Raw genomic sequence first — 20,136 nt, 5'->3', positions numbered from 1 at the left:
AGCTAAGTATTGGATTATCAAATACTTAGCTTTCTTTCTTGTACCCAGAGCCGGGATCGAACCGGCATGGAAGTGAATCCACTGGTGTTTGAGACCAGCGCGTCTACCAATTCCGCCATCTGGGCATTTTTGATTAACCTTTTAGCTTTAGCAGTAGGTTTGTTTCTCAAATGCGTTGCAAAGGTACAGCTTTTTTTTAAACCCGCAAGCGTTTGGGTGAAAATTTTCAAATATTTTTTTCACAGTGGGAATATGTACGGGATTGTTTCGCATAGAAAGATTATTTCGTTACATTTGTAAACGTATAATCATAATAACAGCCAATATCATGAAAGATAATTATTGCGTCATCATGGGAGGCGGAATCGGTAGCCGTTTCTGGCCTTTCAGTAGAGAAAGTTACCCAAAGCAATTCCTTGATTTTTTTGGGAGCGGACGGTCTTTACTGCAAATGACATTTGATCGCTTCGCAAAAATCATCCCTACTGAAAATATATACATCGTTACCAACGAATCTTATGCGGACTTAATCAAGGAGCAGTTGCCGGAATTAGCGGAAGAACAAATCCTTTTGGAACCGGCTCGTCGCAATACAGCTCCTTGTATCGCTTATGCGGCTTATCATATTAAGGCATGCAATCCGGAAGCCAATATTGTCGTAGCCCCTTCCGACCATCTGATCTTAAAAGAGGATGTTTTCTTGAGGGACGTTCAAAAGGCGTTGGATTTCGTGAAGAGAAACCGTGCGTTGGTCACCTTGGGCATCAAGCCTAGCCGCCCGGAAACAGGATACGGATATATCCAAAGCAGTGATACGGTAGTAGATGATTTCACCAAGGTGAAGACCTTTACTGAAAAACCGAACCTCGAGTTGGCAAAGGTATTTATGGAAAGTGGAGAATTCTTCTGGAATTCTGGCTTGTTCGTCTGGAACGTGAATACGATCTTGGAAGCGTTCTCTAAATATCTCCCGGATATCAGCAGCCGTTTCGATCTAGGTAAGGATAAATTTAATACCCCGGAAGAAAAAGCGTTCATCCAAGAGAATTTCCCTTATTGCCTAAATATATCCATCGACTACGGTATCATGGAGAAAGCGCACAACGTATATATGCTATGTGTAGATTTCGGTTGGGCCGACCTCGGTAGCTGGGGATCTTTGTTCGACCTAGCGAATAAAGACGAAAATGAGAACGCAGTATTGAAAAATAACGAGGCAATGCTATACGAATGCTCCGGCAATGTGATCGCATTAAATAACCCGAAACGTCTAGCCGTTATCCAAGGGCTAAAAGATTGCATCGTGGCTGAGTCCGGAAACGTATTATTGATTTGTAAGAAGGATGACGAACAACGTATCAAACAATTCGTAGCCGACGCTAAAATCAAATACGGAAAAGAATACAACTAATTAAGAATTGAGAATTGAGAATTATCGGCAAGCGGTATTCATTCTCAATTCTCAATTTTCAACTTCTTAGCAAGATATCGTACAGGATACCACGCAGCCAAAAAGCCTATCGTTAATACCGTTACAAAGACTGTTATTATATCCACCGTGACTACACGTACTGGATAAGCCTCTATAATAAACGCTCCGGCAGCTTCCCCTAGTTTTATAAAGCCAAACTCTTGTTGTAGCAAGCAAAGTACAACCCCGATCAAGACTCCGATCAAAGCTCCAAAACCGGAGATCATCCAGCCTTCAAACAAGAAAATCCGACGGATCAGACTGTCATCAGCCCCCATATTACGCAGTGTACTCACATCCTCCTGTTTCTCGATCATCAACATGGATAAAGAACCCACCACGTTGAATAAGGCGATCGCCAATATAAAAGTAAGGATCAAGAAGGTCATCCATTTCTCGACTTGCATCATCTTGAAAGAAGCCTCTTGTTGCTCAAAACGGTCTTGCACGATATATTGATCACCTAGGATACGTTGAATCTCTTTCTTTACCGGAGCGATATCTCCGCTATCTTTCACCTTCAATTCCACCGCTGTCACTTCTTTATCATAATTAAATAAAGAACGGGCCAATGACAAAGGCACGATCATATATGAATCATCGTAAACCTGTTGGTCCGTACGAAAGACAGCACCGATATAAGCATATTCCAAATTGAAAGAAGAAGCCGGATTCGCCATGTTCACCTTCTCCTCCCGCTTCGGAGCGTAGATCTCCAGCGGAGAGACAAAGCCTGCGTTTATTCCTAGCGAGAAAGCCAATCCGATCCCCATATTCGCGTAATTCGCCACCTCGTCATTCAGAAGGAACTTTCCATCGATCAAGATACTATCGATCTGCGCCAGTTTCTCATATTGCTCGTCTACACCTTTCAAGGTAGCTACACCCTGACGATCTCGATAACGGACCAAGGCATTGTCCTGCAATACCTCACTAAAACAAACAATGCCGGGCAATTCCCTCACCTTACGTATCTCTTCCGAGGTCGGATCGAAAACCTTCCCTTTCCGAGGCATGATCTTCAACTCCGGATCAAAATTGCTGAAGAGAGAAGAGACCAAATCGTTGAAACCATTATAGACCGACAAGGCGCATACTAAGGCGATCGTGGCGACAACAACCCCGCATACCGATACCATCGATATGATATTTATGGCATTGTGCGACTTCTTCGAAAAGAGATATCGCCGGGCTATATAGAACGGAAGATTCAAGGCTCCTCTGATTACTTATGCAAAAGATTGTCGATATTCTCGATATAATCCAATGAATCGTCTATAAAGAAGCTCAATTCAGGAATCTTACGAACCTGCAAACGAATACGTTGCCCCAAATCAAAACGGATCGCTTTCGTATTGCTCCGTATAGCCTCCAATAGCTCTTGCGATTTATCCGACGGGAAAATGCTTAAATAAGCTCTCGCCACACTTAAATCCGGACTTACACGAACTACGCTGACAGAGACCAATACACCATGCATTCCTTGCGTCTGCTTCTGAAATATATCACTCAATTCCTTCTGAAGAAGGCGTTCGATCTTTTGTAATCTAGTACTTTCCATACGCTTTATTATTTACTTTTTCCAGATCATCGTCAAGCCGTCACGTAAAGGGAGGATCACCTTCTCTACCCGATCGTCTTGCTTAACCTTTTCATTAAAAACCAGTATTCCCTTCGTTTGTTTATCGGAAGGATGCACTTCTTCTACCACTTTACCGTCCCAAAGCGTATTATCCGCGAGAATCAAGCCGCCCGGACGGACCATCGGGAATACCAAATCATAATACTCGGAATACAGGCGTTTGTCGGCATCGATAAAAACCATATCGAACGTCTCATCCAAACGGGGGATAATCTCCATCGCATCCCCAAAATGGACTTTTATCTTGTCCTTATGTAGCGAGCGGGAAAGATATTTCATGATAAAATCCTCCATCTCGTCATTGATCTCGATCGTATGGATCAATGCCCCCTCTTCCATGCCTTCCGCCATACACAAAGTGGCATAAGACGTATAAGTCCCGATCTCCAAGACTCTTCTCGGACGAATCATCCGGCAAAACATCTTCAATATCCTACCCTGCAAATGCCCGGATAGCATACGCGGACGGAGAAGGTTCACATTAGCGTCGCGATTCAACGCCGACAGCAAATCCCCTTCTTCATCTATATGAGAAAGAATATACGCATCAATCTCGCCCGTAAACATTCCTCTTACTCTTTAAAAGTAGGCAACTGATATTGCGTGCCGGCATCCAGCACCTTTCCTACGTTGTTAATCTCCAAAAAGCTGGTACCGCCACCTTCGCCGAAGCTACCGCTCAAATACGCTACCATATCGTTGCGAGTGATACGTCCGCTATGGATCAGCTGGTTCAACGCATCATAGAAATATCCCCTACGACTGTCGTTGTATGGCTGATGAACCGCCCATACCCCATAAGAAAGACCCAACATACGCATCACACGAGGATTATAGCATATAGCGAACACAGTAGAGGTTCCGCGGAAAGCAGCCAGATAACGTGCCGTACGACCCGTGTAACTATCCGTGATAATCGCCTTCACATGTAATTTAGAAGAAGACTTAACGGCTTGTTTCGCCAAGAAAGAAGTCACGTCTAAATCATTCCCCTCGATCGGCACACGGATATCATTCGCGGAAAGCTTAGTCTTCTCGGCTTCACGAGCCACTTTCGTCATGGTCTGTACCGCCTCGATCGGATATTTTCCATAAGCCGTCTCACCGCTTAACATCAAAGCATCCGTACGATAATAAATAGCGTTGGCGATATCCGTAACCTCGGCACGAGTAGGACGAGGATTATTAATCATGGAATGAAGCATTTGCGTAGCCACGATAACCGGCTTCTTCACCTCCACGCATTTACGGATCAGCATACGCTGGATACCCGGGATCTTCTCGGCCGGAACCTCGATACCCAAGTCACCACGAGCGATCATGACGCCATAAGCCACTTCCAAAATCTCCTCGATATTGTCTACACCCTCTTGATTCTCGATCTTAGCGATAATCTTGATAGGGCTGTTACGCTCGTCCAAGATACGTTGGATATCCAATACGTCCTGTTTGTTGCGAACAAATGAGTGAGCGATAAAATCGAGATCATGATCGATCGCCCAAAGGATATTATTACGGTCTTTCTCAGTCAACGAAGGCAAATTGATACGTACGCCCGGCACATTCACGCTCTTGCGGCTACCTAGCGTAGCGTCATTCTGGATCTCGCAAAGCAAACAATCGCCGGATTTCCCGGTAACCTTCATTTCCAGATCACCATCATCGATAAGGATGTCGCTGCCAATCGCCAAGTCGTTCACGAAATTCTTATATGACACACAAATACAATCATGCGAAGTTTCCTGATCGGGATTACCGATTACCTTCACGATCTCTCCAGTCTTGAAAGGGATCGGTTCCTTGTTTACCGTCGTCGTGGTACGTACTTCCGGCCCCTTTGTATCCATCAAGATACCGATACGGTCGGATACGGTACGGACGTTATTTACCACACGGGTCAACCCCTCTTCCATCATGTGAGCCGTATTCAGGCGCACCACATTCATTCCCGCTTTATATAACGCCTCAACGAACGCAACGTCGCAGCGCTGGTCGGAAACTGTAGCAACAATCTTCGTATGCTTTAACATATACCTTAAATTATTATAACCTAATTATTAATTCTATTTGATAACCTTCTAAACCTTCTATCACATAAACGATTCGATCGCCAACCGATACGAATCCAGCCCAAACCCAAGAATCACTCCCCTGCATGCCGCCGATATCATCGACACATGACGAAACGATTCACGGGCATGCACATTCGAGATATGCACTTCCACGACTGGCGTAGTAACCGCCTTGATAGCATCGTGCAACGCAATGGAAGTATGCGTATAAGCGCCGGCGTTCAACACGATACCGTCATATTCAAAACCCACCTCATGGATCTTGTTAATTATCTCTCCTTCCACATTACTTTGATAATAAGATATCTCACACTGAGGAAAGCGGGCACGTAACTCGCTCAAATAGTCCTCGAACGAGGCATTTCCGTATACTGTCGGTTCTCGCTTGCCCAACAGATTCAAATTAGGGCCATTGATGATCTGAATCTTCTTCATTCTTAATTGTAAGTTTATTACCTTTGTACCGCCCGTTGAGGCCGGAATTATCCGGCAAAGGTAAGGATTTTATTTGACACATTCATAACGACATACCGACAATGCGACAAGGAAAAGATATAATAAACCGATATAACACCTATTTACGATTAGAAAAATCGCTCTCTGCCAACTCCATCGACGCCTATTTGACAGATCTTGACAAATTGCTACGTTTCGCAGAGGATGAGAAAAAGGACGTTAAGGAGATCAGCTACGACGACTTGCAACAGTTCATCGCCCAATTACGTGACATCGGTATCCATCCCCGATCGCAAGCACGCATCATCTCGGGTATCAAATCGTTCTATCGTTTCTTATTGCTTGACAATTATATAACAAATGATCCGACCGAATTGTTAGAGTCTCCCAAGATCGGATTGAAGCTGCCGGAAGTATTAACCGTCAACGAGATAAATAGCATTCTCGACACAATAGACCTCACGCTTCCCGAGGGACAGCGGAACCGTGCGATGCTGGAGGTTTTATATAGTTGTGGACTGCGCGTATCGGAGCTTACTGGCCTGCGTTATTCGGATATATATCCCAAGGAAGGTTTCATCCGGGTAGAGGGTAAAGGAAGCAAACAACGGCTTGTTCCTATCTCCGAAGTTGCTTTGCGGGAAATTAAAAACTATCTGTATGACCGGAATTCGGTCGTGGTTAAAAAAGGCTTCGAGGATATTTTATTTCTAAGCCGGCGAGGAACGGCCCTCTCCCGTATCATGGTATTTCATATCATCAAGCAACAGACGGAGGCCGCCGGTATCCATAAAAACGTAAGTCCCCATACCTTCCGTCATTCTTTCGCCACCCACTTGCTGGAAGGAGGCGCCAACTTACGCGCTATCCAAGAGATGCTGGGGCATGAGAAAATCACCACCACCGAGATATATACACATATCGACCGGGAATTCCTTCGCAAAGAGATACTGGAACATCATCCGAGGAGCAGGCCAAGAACTTAAAAGAACCGATCCTACTCCGCTAGCAAAGCCTCAAGGATGTCATAAATTATTTATTTCCTCCTCTGACAAACCAGTATAACGCACGACCATTTCCATCGAAAGCCCATCAGACCGCATACGCCGAGCTGTTTCTAGACGTTCTTCCACACGGCCTTCTTCTCGACCTTCTATTAGTCCTTCTTCTCTGCCTTCTGCTAATCCTTCTGCTAATCCTTCTTCCCGTCCTTCAAACTTAGCAGTGCTCAACACGTCATTCTGGATCATAATCGCATTCAGATGTTCGTCATAAGCATAACGTTCCTCGGGAGACATTGAGTAATAGCGTAATTTCTCTCGTGCCTCTTCCAAGCCAGGGGCTGTCGTTCCGGAAGTTATGATCCCATCTTTCAAGTATCGCACCCATTCCTCCAAGGGGGTCACGGCCACCTTATCAAACTCATTCACCCGGACCAATATATACTCCGGAAAGATCTCCGAGGGAAGACGCTTGACGATCGCACCCCTCTCCTTGGTATTTACCTGTAAATGATCATGGGTATGCACGCCGACAAATTGGTTCTGCCCGTGATACAGATAATCGGTTCCTACGCCTATATCAAAATAAAGGATACTGATAGAATAGACCTTTTTCACCCCGGAATAGTCCTGTCCCAAATGAAGATGTTCGGTGACGGCCTTCGCCACGCCATAAAGCACACGTTCCAAATAATAAAGCTCGCGGGTATTCTGGATCTCGATAAGGATGATATCTCCCTTTGTGTTCTTAGCCTTGATATCCACCCGATTGAATTTTTCATCGGCCATTTGCTGGTATCCCTCACTCTCCAATATCTCCTCAATCTTGATCTGCTCGCCCAAGAACACGGTAAGAAAGCCTTCTAGCACTCCGAAATTCGCTTTTTGCCGGAGTAGGCGTTTGATGGCCCAGTCGAAACGGATATATCGATCTTGTAATTCCTTCATATACTTCTCCTCTTTTTCTGTTTTCTTTTCCATAGTCATATCATGTTTTAGTTACCCCACTATTGGGTGGCTTCAAATGTACATAAAAAGATCTGGAATACAAGCTTATCCCATCTAAAAAGAAATGTCCTTCTTTTTGGATCCGTAAGTGAATAGCCAACGAACGGGATCGTAAGCGGTCGCAAATGGGTATTCGTGTACCGTTATTACTCTATTTTAATCTCATATTTTATCGATTTAAACTATTTACTTAAAGACAAAAAACATGGATGTGGACAAATGATCACACATCCATATCTAATTATCAACAAATTAAAAGCTATCAGGTTCTCCTAAAATGAACAAATGTAAATACAGCTCAATTCTTAGAAATGAGGATTCTGTACCAAATGGCCATCCGACTTATCAATCTCCGACTGAGGAATCGGCAAGTATTTCTTTGTATCATCCCAGCCTTTGATAAAATCTTTTGCTTGGTTCGTACGTACTAAATCCCAATAACGAATACCTTCCATCGCAAACTCATAACGGCGTTCCTTATAGATATTATCCAATGAAACCGCCGGAACCTTATAATCATCCCCCATCGCACGTTTAACGACTCTCGCATAATAATCCTGTGCCTCGCCTACGCTACCTCCACTTCTCAACAAAGCTTCCGATGCCATCAATAATACGTCGGAGAAACGAATTACACGGTAATTGTTCTTATAATTCAGCGCTTCCGTGCCAACCGTAGAAGAATACCCCGCACGAGGATGATATTTGCGTACGCTATATCCTGTATATTGATTCACATCCGAGCTAACCGTCCCGCCTTCCGCTCTAAACTCCTCATGATCTATGATTGTTGTCCACTTTCTAGGATCATTTGGTAAAAACGCATCATTCAATGCTTTTGTTACAGGCGCAAAACCCCAACCTTCCACATATACATTATTAGGATCTTTCAAACCTCTGGCTCCTAGCATTATTATATCGGAGTTACCTTGATTAGCCTTGCCTGCCCAATCATTCGAGTTCCCGATTTCCGTATAATTGACTTCAAAAACAGATTCTTTGCACCATTCATACTCATCATCAAAAAGAACTTTATAATCCGGGATCAAATCATATTGATAGGCAGGATCGGTAATTAGTTCTTTCAATTGGCTGGCGATCTCCTTCATTTTAGTATCATCATTCTGATATAAAACGATACGTGCTTTCATCGCGATAGCGGCACCATTCGTAGCTCGTCCTTTCTCATTAGCCGGGACTATCTTAGGTAACTTCCCAATAACATTATTATCTAAATCCTCGATTAATTTCGCATAGACCTCATCCGGCTGTAACTGAGGGACAGTTGTTATATCATCCAATCCCAAATTCGTCTCGTAATACGGTATGTATCCAAAGAAACGCCACAACTGGAAATAATAAAATACACGCAAGAAATGAGCCTCAGCCACATAACGATCACGAAGCTCCTCCGACATCGTCCCCTCCGGAAGAAGAGGGCATTTCTCTATCACGATATTCGCACGGTTCACACCCTCATACGAACGCCCCCATAAACCCTCGGGTAAGTTTGTCGGTGTCACCCAATTGGTAAAATCATTCACTCGCTGCAACTGCGGTTGATCCGATACCGTCGATCCACCGGTCTCCGCATCATCCGACATGATATTACTTACCAGTTCATAAGAGCTATACGCATTATAAGCGTTCCATTTCAACGGGTCATAGGCAGCGACCAATGCCTCGGTCAAATCCTCCTGTGTCTTGTAATAATCCGTTTCGATAACCTTATTCGTCGGAGACAACTCCAAAAAATCATTGCAGCCACTTAGTCCGAATACAACGGCTAGCAGATAAATATATTTATTCATAACACTAATTTTAATGATTAAAATGTCAAATTCAATCCAAATGTATAAACCCGGGCTTGAGGATATACACCCTTATCTATACCCATTGTCGAACCGATTTCCGGATCCATTCCCTTGTATCCCGTAATAGTCAACAAATTATCGAACGACGCATAAAACCTCAAGCGTTGTATATAAGCTTTTCGGGTCAACTGGGCCGGCAGCGTATAACCTACCTGTAAATTACGTAAGCGCAAGAAAGAAGCATCGTGAACCAACAAAGTAGACGGACGGAAGTTCTTAGGCGTATCACCCAAGACAATCCTTGGCATCGAATTGGAGGTGCCCGGTCCTGTCCATCTTTCCAAAGCATCCGACGTATAATTGACCGCCGCCAACTCATAACGGCGTAACGCATCGAAAACATCCGCCCCGAAAGAACCTTGGAAAAAGGCACTTAAATCAAAGCCATTCCAATCAGCCGCAACAGTAAGTCCAACCATCCAATCCGGATTAGGTTTGCCTATCATCGTACGGTCCTCGTTATCATCGCTGATCACGCCGTCTCCATTCAAATCCTCAAATTTCGTATCACCGGGTACCGCATTCGGTTGTATAGGCTTACCGGTAGCAGGACTGATATAGTTATCGATCTCCTCTTGTGTCTGGAAAACCCCAATCGCCTTATATCCGAAGAAATAACCGATCGGATAACCATTTTGGTTCCTTGATACCGTACCTAAAGTCGGTAAACTCTCCTTATCGATATATCCTGTTTGATTTCCCAGATTCTTGATCTCATTCTTCACATAAGAAGCATTCGCCAAGAAAGATAGATTCACTTTATCTACACTTAATTTATAACCGACTTCAAGCTCGATACCTTGGTTGGTCAATGTCCCGACATTCGACAAAGGCGAGCCACTTCCCACATATAGGGGTATCGGACGCTCCATCAACATGTCTTTTGTATCTTTCTTGAACCAATCAAAACTAAAAGAAAGGGAGTTATTAAAGAAGCGGGAATCAAATCCAAAGTCCAATTGCTCCGAGGTTTCCCAACGCAAATCAGGATTGGCCAAAGAAGTAGGTTTTGTTCCGCTATGGATGACACCGTTCGAGCCAGCCCCGAAACTATAGTTATTTCCTCCGGTCATTGTCGTAGTATATCCAAACGATCCGATTTTTTCATTTCCGTTCTGGCCCCAGCTCCCGCGCACTTTCAGAAAGTCGAGCCATCCCGGTTTATTTTCCATGAAAGGCTCGTTAGTCAACGTCCAGCCTGCGGAGACGGAAGGGAAATAAGCATATTGATTATTCCGGCCGAAGTTAGAGGAACCGTCCCGACGAAGGGTTAACTCTAGCATATACCTTTCGTCATAATTATAGTTTAATCGTCCGAAAACGGACGCCATCCGATGCTCTGTCGCACCACCTTCCGAATGCTGATCGCCGGGAGAGGCACTATTGGTAAAATCGATCCATGCTTTATGATCATCTTCCGCTCGTAAATTCAATGCTGTTCCCTTTACCTTTTTACTATCATACCGTTCCATAGAGGTTCCCAGTAAAACGGCGAAATTATGTTTATCGATCGAACGTTTATAACTCAACGTATTCTCCCAAAGAAGCTTCATGCCACGATTCATCGTTTGCTCCACCCTCGATTTCTCAGTCTTGACCATATAACACAAATAGCTAACTGGGAACCAATTCCTTTCGCCCCAAAAAGCCATATCCGTGGAGAGAGAGGTCTTAAACGTAAGATTCTCGAATACTTCCAATTCACCCCAAACAGAACCTACAAATTTATCCCAGTCCTTGTTATTGTTTAAGGTCTGCATCATAGCGACCGGATTCACGATCTCTTGATTTTCGATCACGTTATAGATGCGGCCTTCATCATCCTTGACATAGCCGGGATAATTTTTCTCGTAATAAGCGAGATCTTCCGCCGAAGGATTCTCCAGATAGACCGATTCGTTCGGTGGAGTCATCACCGCACTTGCTAACGGGCCGGAGAAGTTGTCATTCTCCGAAATACCTTTGGATATGATCCGTGTATATCCTAGGTTCGTACCGACCTTGAAACTACGGAAAAATTTATTCGCCTTATTCTCAAACACATTATAGGTATTGTTGAAACGTAAGCTATATCGTTTATAATCCGACTTATCTTTTCCTCCAACAATTCCTTCTTGATCTAAATAACCAAAAGAGAGGAAATAGCTTCCCTTATCACCACCCCCACTGATGCTCGCTTGATGATTCATGATCGGGGCATTCTCGTTATAAATCTCATTCTGCCAGTTCGTCCCTACACCTGCTTTCGAAGGATCATCGTAAATAGGGTCCATCCCGGCATTCACGTAAGCCTCATTCATTATTGTCTCATATTCGGTGGCATTCAAGACCGACATTTTTCGCCAAGGATTTTGCCAACCGATAGAGAAATCATAATTGACAACCGCTTTTCCTTTTTTCCCGCTCTTTGTCGTAACCAGAATAACACCATTAGCCGCACGCGAACCGTAGATAGCGGCAGAAGCGGCATCTTTTAAGACCTCGATAGATTGTATATCCTGCGGATTCAGATAATCGACACCTCCTTCAAGTGGCATTCCGTCCACAATATACAGAGGGTTACTATCATTGATAGTTCCTGTACCACGGATACGGACTCTCGACTCGGCTCCCGGTTGTCCGGAATTCTGCATAATGCTTACTCCCGAGACTTTTCCTCGTAACACATCCTCTACCCGGGTCGGCGTCAGCTTCTCCAAATCATCGGAGGTGACACGACTGATGGCCGCTGTCATCACGCTCTTCTTCTGAACGCCATAACCAACCACTACCACCTCATCCAAGGCTTGCGTGTCCTCTTTCAAGACAATCTGTAAATCAGTCTGCGTACCGACCTTAACCGTATGGGAGAGATAGCCTATAAACGAGATTTCTAATACATCGCCATTTTTCACATCTAGCGTAAATACGCCATTCATGTCAGAGATCGTACCGGTAGTAGTTCCTTTTACGGAAATACTCGCACCGATAACCGGAGTTCCATTTGTATCCAAGATCGTTCCTCGCAATTTTCTTGTCGCTTGAGAAACTTCCACCGGATTTACATTAGGATGGGAAAGGCCGCTTGCCTCCAGATTGCCATTTAAGGAAGCGAGCAATAATGACCCGACACATATCCAACGCCATCGCTGATCCTTACTTTTCTTTTTCATAAACTATTCGAATTTAAAGGTTTAAACAATATTCCTAACATTACTTTTTGGTTAGTCGGACTCTGAGTATTTTCAAAAAAGGGGTAGCATTCCCCTCGACAGCACTCACGAGGAGTGCCGCCGTAGGAAATTGGATATAAAAGCTAACCTAACTAATTTAATGTATACTCAAAGTAATCCTTGAAAGAGGTTACCGCATCGCCTACTTTTAGATAACGGCGACTAAGTACTGGTTTCGCCCTCCCCTTCTCATGATACTCGGCTATCAGAAGATAGCCTCCTGATTTTGAGGGCAATTTCAGAAGGCAAGGTTGAAGCCGCTTGCCAAAAGGTTCAATCACAATAGACTCTTCTTGTGTCGAAATAATAGTTCCTTTCTCGTCTAGTAGTTTCAAGAGAACTTTTCCAGACGACTCCTTATTCAAGTCGTTCACCCCTACCAAGTTGAATACTAAATCACTACCCGGTTTCAAGGGCTCGAGATGTTTGGTATAACGACGATCCGCTAAATCGATAAAGACTGCCGAGGGGGCGAAACAATGCTTGAACCAGCGGAAAGCCGGTGAAGGTTCCAAATCCTTGATATCATTGATGAACCAATCTCCCGTGAAACCATAATTATTGGTCAAATGACAAAAAGCCAAGATTCCGCCTACCGAACGTTCCGAACGCAGCCATTCCGTCTCAAGTTCCAACCAATATGCCTGCAATTCACGACATTGTTCCGGAGTGGCATTCTCGCCAAGATAGTAATTGTAATTGTTAAGTGTCAATTTCGAGGGCCGTCCATCACGCCATAACCAAATCCATCCGTACTCATTCACCAACTGAGGAACGCCCGCATCTAGTATAGAAGAGAAACCTACCCAATTCTCATGCAATGCACCTAAGTTATAGGGATTGTTTTTGAAATAGTCGTTCAGTTCGCTGGAATGCATCAACGTAAGCGCACGATAAGGGTGTGGCTCATCCATCTCATCGTTCGTCCCCATCTGATCTGATGTCATGTAACCGGCATCCCAGATCCGGGTCGGGTCTAATTCCTTTAGTTTGGGAATCAGCGTATTTCCTATATAACTGTCCCAGTTCTCATTGATCGCATCCCAGATCACGATACTGGGATGATTCCCATCGCTCCATACCCAATTCGTATACTCCTTACGTACCTGTTCATCCCATCCATGATTTTGCCAATATAGCCACTCATTCTGTAATACGATACCATACTCGTCGCAAAGGTCATACCAGAAGTCAGGTACAATTCCTACACATATTCGCATAGCGTTCCAATCGATTGACTTTGGCAGGTCTACCATCAGCTTCTTCACCCATTCCCGGTCCCAAGCCAACGCTTGACAATCCGGGTCCTCAAAGAAACGTTGAAGCGTGATATTGGAGCCTCGTAAGTAGAATTTATCCCCATTAAGCGTAAAGAATTTACCTTTTCTCGAAAAATCACGCATACCGAAGTTCACGGAATAACGATCTACAAGCTCATCTTGGTCATACACCGAGACCTCACCTTCGTACAAGAAAGGGGAATCAGGAGTCCAAGCCTTCGGATTATCCAAAGAGATACTCGTTTCGAAATAAGTCCTATTATCCCGCTTAGCCTCACCTTCAATCATTTTCTTTCCTACTATCCTCCCTGTAGTCTTCTCCTTGACACAGTACTCAATCTTACAAGAATCCTTCATTTTATCCCCATACAACATTTGGGGTGGATACAAACTTCTCACCAAGGTCTTAACTGTCACCAATCCTTTAGCCAGAGAAGGCAGGAATAAAACTTTATCGACCCGCATCTTACCAGTAGCCGTAATGAACACGTCATCCCAGATTCCGGGTAGGTAATGGACTTTCTCCTTATCCGTTCCGCCGGCGGCCTCGCTAGGCAACCACGCCCGGTCGCCCACCTGAATCAATATCTCATTGTCCGAACCATATTTTACGGCACTCGTAATATTAAAATCCATTGGAGTATAGCATTCCATAGAAGCCCCCACTTCATGCCTATTCACGAAGACTCGTGTAACATATTGGCTTTTCTTTATCGTAAGGAATAATTGCTCATCCTTAAATTTCTCATCGATAAATACTTTCCGCTTATACCAATTATACATCGGCGTATAATCTCTCTCTAAGAAATTAAACTGTTCCACCAGCTCCACGCCGTCAGGTTTCTTAAAGAATTTCTCGTATTGAGAGATTTTAGGCCTCGCTAAATGCACCAATCCCGGAACCGGTATCTTACGGGTATATTTCCGTGGAGGAAAAGCCAGTTCCGTTTGATCGAAATCCCATTCCCCATTTAATGAGATCGTTGTCCTCCCATCATCGGCCCAAGCGAATACAGATAGGAAACAACACATAATTAAAATTATTCTTTTCATGACATCCGATTTATTTAACTCTTTCACGAAGGCAAGTTACAATTATTAAAGACATAAACTTTATAGAAATTTACCTCCTGCTTTTAGAATCTTATCAAAATATAAGAATGATCGTAATACATACCATCCCAAGATTAAAGTCGTTTCAACAATTTGGCCGCTACCTCATTATTCTTCATGAGAGACGCATCAATCGGAGAAGAACGGATGATGGAAGTCAAGCGTTTATGCCATTCCACATCCCGCCACATCCCAACAAACTGAGGTCCGCAAAAATTACTGGTCGCTACACCGACCCACATACCCGTACGGGCAGCCGTAATAGCTCCTAACTCGCAAAGATCCTTTATCCAATCCCATTTCAATAAAGGCCAATCCTTATAATCCACCAATCCCCAACATTCTGTCGTAACGAGAGGACGGCGATTCTTCCGGGCCACGGAAGCCATAAGCTCGATCTTATCAGTCAACAATTTCTGCCAATATTCAGGTCTTTCCCGATAAACCCGTTCCGCATTTTTCACCACATTCTTATAATCATCCGGTGAAAAACGATTGTAGCCATATCCCACCAGCTTATAAAATTCTCCACCATTCTGTTGGGCCATCCAAATATGATGCTCATACAAATCAAGAAAAGAGCAATCCACCTCTTCATATTTCTTGACATCCCCATGATCAAAAGAATATAAGAATGGCATATCCGGATATACTTGTCGCATCTTCCCCAACGAGGTTTTCATCCATCGTAAGGATTCCTCCTTATACCAATTCCCCCAACCGACATTCGGATATGTCTTAGCGAAAAAAGGAGCCCATGAATCACCGGGCCATTCATTGCAAAGATCCACATAAAGGATCGTATCCAATAGCCCCTCTTCTTCGATCGAACGAAGGGTTGTCAGCCAGCAATCCGCCAATTTCTCCGGTGTATCCAATTTCAGGCAAACCTCATCCACATCGAGACGATACCAAGAAGAAAGCCCGACCTTAATATCCCGCTCCTTACATTTCGACAAGAACAAGTTCAAATTCGGTTGAACTTGTACCTCATTCATATCCGGACTTCCCCAATCTTGCTGATTCCAAACTTCTTTAAGTAACCATTTCTTCATTGGATTCTCCGCTATTAAATGAGGATAAGCATCAATACGTATCGCATTATACCCCCGTTCCGAGAGCTCGTCCAATACTTGGTCCCAGTCCTCATAACCGGCTCCGGGCCAACGCCTCTCCAACCAAGAAAAATCCCACATGGTGATTGCCCGGGGCGAGATTTCTCCTTTCCCGGCAAAAGCCATTTCACTTTTAGCTGATGCCTTTGATAAATCAAAAGCCACTAAGCCGCCTAATGCCGCAACTGCTGTTTGTCTAATAAATACTCTTCTATCCATATTATATTATTTTATCTTTCGGGTGTCCTCCTTTTCTCCAAAAAGCCTCGATCTTCTCCAATGAAACTCCTTTCGTTTCCGGTACATAGAAATATCCCCAAATAATCGCCACAATTCCAATGAACGCATAAAATAAGAACGCTCCCGCCGGATTCCCTTGGCTTTCGCCATTGATCGTTAATTCGGTTCCCGATATTGAAAACACCTTCAATATCTTGAAGAAAGTAAACGATACGATCGCATTGAAAAACCATACGGACAACGAGCCGAGAGAAGTCCCCAACCCTCTTAGCTTTTGTGGAAACACTTCCGACACAATCAACCAACCTAACGGCCCGATGCTGATAGCGAAAAATCCCACATATAAGAAAATAAGGACGATGGAAAGCCATTTCCCAGAATCCCCTAATTGAGCGGCGAATATAAAAGAGGTAGCGAGTAGCAACAAGGAAATCACGATACCGCTCAACCCCAGAAAATAAAGTTTACGCCTTCCCAGCCGATCTACAAAGTAGACAGACAACAACGTGAATAATAAATTGACAACACCTACCCCGACAGAGGCCCCAATCGCAGAGACCGCACCATCGAAACCGGCCATCAAAAAGATTTTAGGGCTATAATAAATCACGGTATTGATACCTACAAATTGCTGGAAAAACATAATACCGATAGCGATAACTAACGCATTCCGTAACCAAGGCTGGGCCAGATCCTTAAAACATCCTTGTCGCTCATCATTCTTTCGCATCTCATTCCGCATCTGCTCAAACGAGGCATTTACCAAATCCGGATGCTCGACCATCTTTAAGACGGATAGGCTCTCTTCCTCCCGGCCAACAGACATCAACCACCTTGGAGATGGTGGAACCAGCAACATACCCACGAACAAAATAATAGCGGGAATCACCCCCACATAAAACATTGGCCTCCAACATGAAACAGACGTCTCATCCGCAAAATACAAATCCGAAAAGATAAGATACCAGAAGCCCGATCGTAATCATCAATTGGAACATGGCGACAAACATCCCCCGTGACTTCGCCGGGGAAACTTCCGCAATATAAAGAGGTACAGCAAAAGAAGAGATCCCGATAGCCACTCCCAAGAATAAACGGGCGGCAATCAAGTGGTAAATGTCCGGAGCCCAACCCGATCCTAACGCACCGAAAGCGAAAATAACAGCCGAAGTCAAAATGACTTTCCTACGTCCTATGCGATCCGTCAATTTACCACAACACAGCGCTCCCAGAATAGCTCCCAGCAAACCGGAGGAAGTAACTACCTCCACCATACTATCGTCTATACCAAAATCTTTCTGGAAAAAAGGAATCGCCCCGGAAATCACGCCGGTATCAAAGCCAAACAATAGTCCTCCCATAGCGGCGACAATCGCTATTACATAAATCATCCAATATCTATAGCTCGTGTTTTTCATGTTTTTCTTGTGTATTTAATCCATCTATAAACTCAAGGCTCGAAATCACGCCATACCTCCGCCTTCAACGCCGGATTAGGCACATATAAGAAAATCTCCGGATTTTCCTCGAATTGTCTGTAAATAGATACCCCTTTCCGAATATCTAAAGAAATATAATCCGAAGGAGATTTACAAATCAAATGAGAGGAATCGTACATCGAATTTGCGATCCATTCTAATTCATCGCTTCCATTAAATACAGGAAACCAAGCGATTCCCCTGTGTTTACGAACCCCCTCATACACAAAACCATAATCTCTATCGCACCACGCTCCGAAAGTCAAAGGCAATCTCGGATTCGCGCTAATCGTCGCATGTACCCAATAGGGAGGAACGATCACTACATCCCCCGGAAAGGCATGTACCGCATAACATCGACCGGGCTGATCCTCCGCATACTCCTGCATATAAATAATCGCCTCTCCCGACCAAATCTCATAGATCTCCGGCGTAGACCAACCGCTATAAGGAGATATCTTATGAATATGCCCTTGACTTCTGACTGGCTCCTGCCCCAATTTACCAGCACTATATGTCACTACCCCGAATAACAAATGTAACTTATTCAGCAACGCACGATGTTCTTCTTTGCCGACATCCATAGCGATCGAGTAAACCTGCTCCGGTCCCTTGCATTGAGGATCACGCAAACTAGCCCGTATATCTTCCAGCCGGCGAATCTCGACCTCCGGACCAAATACACCCGCCCCATAGGTAAACCCCATAGGCGATTGAACCGGTGTTATATCAATTCCTTTATCAAATACAAATCCGTTCATTTTGCTGTTGTTTTACCATGAAATACTCCAAACCGAATAAAGCGGCGTCATCGCCCAAGATTGCCGGCACAATCGGGACTTTCCCGGAAGGACACCAAGCCAACTCATCCACTCGTTTGCTGATATAAGGGATAATCACCTCTTGGCTTTTTAAAATCCCCCCACCTAGAATCACGACTTCCGGATCATAAGCATGTATATAGGTTATTATCGCCGACGCCCAGATATCCATACATTCATTCCTAATTAATAAAGCATCTTCATCCCCCTCCTGCGCTAACCTAAAAATGCGCTTGAAATCATAGACATCCGCATCTCGTTTAAACGATTCCGATAAAAGGGCATGCTCCCTGACAATGGTCGGTAAGAAGAAAGAGGAAGACAGAGCTTCTACACAGCCGTTATTCCCGCATGAACACCGACGGCCCTTATAATCCAGCACAAAATGCCCACCCAAAGAACCCGCTTGAAAATGCTGTCCATACAGGAGCCGTCCATCAATCACGACTCCCGTACCGATACCGGTTCCGATTGTCATCATGACTACATTGTTCTTTCCCCGGGCCGCACCCTGCCACCATTCTCCGGCTACGGCCAAACGAGCGTCATTATCCATGCAGAAAGGAACTTCCCAATTCTCCCATGCCCATTTATCCAGACTGATCGAACAGGCATCATCATACTTCTCATTCGTAGAGATTACCCGGTTATGAATTGGATCTACCAGCCCGGGAAAAGCCAGGCCGATACAACGAAGCGCAGCCACATCAATACGCCAAGCGGCCAACAACCGATCAATCGCCTCCTTTATCTTAGGTAAGTTCGGAGCTAATCCCAGAGCCAGACGGGAAGGTAATCTCACACAGTCTACGATCTCACCATCAGACAATAGTCCGATCTTTACGACCGTCCCCCCTAAATCTATCGCTATCGTATACATAAGCTATCGCAATTTAGGGGTACCGTCCACTTCTACCAATCGGGCCGAGAAGCCCTTATTCGCGATCTCTTCATAATTATGCCCGGCATCCGAAGGCCAGCACGCAGCAAATGACAAGACGCTATTTCCAGTATTAGCTACCCGGTGCGCTACACCGCCCGGTATATAATGCAGGCTACCCGGCATCATCCTTTCCGCCCACGTATTCCGTTCTCGGTCCATCAAGATCAACATACCTTCGCCTTCCAATCCCCAATAATACTCCGAACGATCCTCTTGTTGATGAAAATGGCCTTTCGTCATGAAATACTCATCTCCCACCTTTCCCGGATATAATTGAGTAATACCAAAATAAAGCCCTCCCGGAGTGCCTTCCCGCTCCGGTAAATAACTATATACCTCGTATGCTAATTGATCTAAGATACTGTTTCAAGTAGTGTGTCTGAGGTGAGATAAAAAGAAAGTCTACGGAT

Annotated in this window: 14 protein-coding genes, 1 tRNA gene and 2 pseudogenes; 2 read left to right on the top strand and 15 right to left on the bottom strand. The window is 44.4% G+C overall.

Annotated features, from left to right (window positions below):
• Positions 1–41: 41 nt before the first annotated feature.
• A tRNA-Leu gene (locus DW033_RS22825) sits at positions 42–125 on the bottom strand.
• 203 nt (positions 126–328) lie between these two features.
• Between DW033_RS22825 and DW033_RS22820 the strand changes: the two genes are divergently transcribed.
• Positions 329–1,411, top strand: a complete 1,083-nt coding sequence (locus DW033_RS22820; protein ID WP_009016577.1) for a mannose-1-phosphate guanylyltransferase — start codon at positions 329–331, stop codon at positions 1,409–1,411.
• Between the two features lie 44 nt (positions 1,412–1,455).
• Here DW033_RS22820 and DW033_RS22815 read toward each other — a convergent pair whose 3' ends face one another.
• The 5 genes from DW033_RS22815 to aroQ are packed head-to-tail and all read right to left on the bottom strand — an operon-like array spanning position 1,456 to position 5,620.
• Complete coding sequence (locus DW033_RS22815; RefSeq protein WP_008778805.1) at positions 1,456–2,685, bottom strand: FtsX-like permease family protein; 1,230 nt, start codon at positions 2,683–2,685, stop codon at positions 1,456–1,458.
• A gap of 11 nt (positions 2,686–2,696) precedes the next feature.
• A complete protein-coding gene (rbfA, locus tag DW033_RS22810) occupies positions 2,697–3,032 on the bottom strand; it encodes a 30S ribosome-binding factor RbfA (RefSeq protein ID WP_005859883.1) in 336 nt (111 codons plus the stop codon).
• 12 nt (positions 3,033–3,044) lie between these two features.
• Positions 3,045–3,680, bottom strand: a complete 636-nt coding sequence (locus DW033_RS22805; protein WP_005859885.1) for an O-methyltransferase — start codon at positions 3,678–3,680, stop codon at positions 3,045–3,047.
• A 5-nt stretch (positions 3,681–3,685) separates the two neighbouring features.
• The gene (gene pyk / locus DW033_RS22800; RefSeq protein ID WP_005859887.1) at positions 3,686–5,143 is read right to left on the bottom strand and encodes a pyruvate kinase; all 1,458 of its coding nucleotides are present in this window, start codon (positions 5,141–5,143) and stop codon (positions 3,686–3,688) included.
• Positions 5,144–5,203: 60 nt separating this feature from the next.
• Entirely contained in the window at positions 5,204–5,620 is a 417-nt protein-coding gene (gene aroQ / locus DW033_RS22795; RefSeq protein WP_005859889.1) for a type II 3-dehydroquinate dehydratase, read from the bottom strand.
• Between the two features lie 101 nt (positions 5,621–5,721).
• Here aroQ and xerD point away from each other — a divergent pair, with 101 nt between their 5' ends.
• Positions 5,722–6,627 carry a site-specific tyrosine recombinase XerD gene (xerD, locus tag DW033_RS22790; RefSeq protein WP_005859891.1) on the top strand — a complete coding sequence of 302 codons (906 nt, stop codon included), beginning with the start codon at positions 5,722–5,724 and terminating at the stop codon, positions 6,625–6,627.
• A 39-nt stretch (positions 6,628–6,666) separates the two neighbouring features.
• Here xerD and DW033_RS22785 read toward each other — a convergent pair whose 3' ends face one another.
• The 9 genes and pseudogenes from DW033_RS22785 to DW033_RS22745 all read right to left on the bottom strand — a co-directional run.
• The gene (locus DW033_RS22785; RefSeq protein ID WP_048927047.1) at positions 6,667–7,623 is read right to left on the bottom strand and encodes an Rpn family recombination-promoting nuclease/putative transposase; all 957 of its coding nucleotides are present in this window, start codon (positions 7,621–7,623) and stop codon (positions 6,667–6,669) included.
• A 332-nt stretch (positions 7,624–7,955) separates the two neighbouring features.
• Positions 7,956–9,461: a RagB/SusD family nutrient uptake outer membrane protein gene (locus DW033_RS22780; RefSeq protein ID WP_048927046.1), complete on the bottom strand. Its 1,506-nt coding sequence runs from the start codon at positions 9,459–9,461 to the stop codon at positions 7,956–7,958.
• Between the two features lie 17 nt (positions 9,462–9,478).
• On the bottom strand, positions 9,479–12,676 hold the full coding sequence (locus tag DW033_RS22775; protein WP_048927045.1) for a TonB-dependent receptor: 3,198 nt from the start codon (positions 12,674–12,676) through the stop codon (positions 9,479–9,481).
• A gap of 152 nt (positions 12,677–12,828) precedes the next feature.
• Positions 12,829–15,069: a glycoside hydrolase family 2 protein gene (locus tag DW033_RS22770; protein WP_048927044.1), complete on the bottom strand. Its 2,241-nt coding sequence runs from the start codon at positions 15,067–15,069 to the stop codon at positions 12,829–12,831.
• 134 nt (positions 15,070–15,203) lie between these two features.
• Entirely contained in the window at positions 15,204–16,463 is a 1,260-nt protein-coding gene (locus DW033_RS22765; protein ID WP_048927043.1) for a cellulase-like family protein, read from the bottom strand.
• A 1-nt stretch (position 16,464) separates the two neighbouring features.
• A pseudogene (locus DW033_RS22760) lies at positions 16,465–17,902 on the bottom strand (sugar porter family MFS transporter).
• Between the two features lie 32 nt (positions 17,903–17,934).
• Positions 17,935–18,723 (bottom strand): glucose-6-phosphate isomerase family protein, encoded by a 789-nt coding sequence (locus DW033_RS22755; RefSeq protein ID WP_009016584.1) that lies wholly within the window; start codon positions 18,721–18,723, stop codon positions 17,935–17,937.
• Complete coding sequence (locus tag DW033_RS22750) at positions 18,704–19,663, bottom strand: ROK family protein (protein ID WP_048927042.1); 960 nt, start codon at positions 19,661–19,663, stop codon at positions 18,704–18,706. The genes DW033_RS22755 and DW033_RS22750 overlap by 20 nt, the downstream gene beginning before the upstream one ends.
• 3 nt (positions 19,664–19,666) lie before the next feature.
• A pseudogene (locus DW033_RS22745) lies at positions 19,667–20,083 on the bottom strand (glucose-6-phosphate isomerase family protein); the annotation flags it as partial.
• Positions 20,084–20,136 lie beyond the last annotated feature (53 nt).

The organism is Parabacteroides sp. AF39-10AC (assembly GCF_003635405.1).
Lineage (GTDB): Bacteria > Bacteroidota > Bacteroidia > Bacteroidales > Tannerellaceae > Parabacteroides > Parabacteroides distasonis.
Note: the sequence above shows the minus strand (reverse complement) of the source record. Positions and strands in the feature narration are given on the sequence as shown.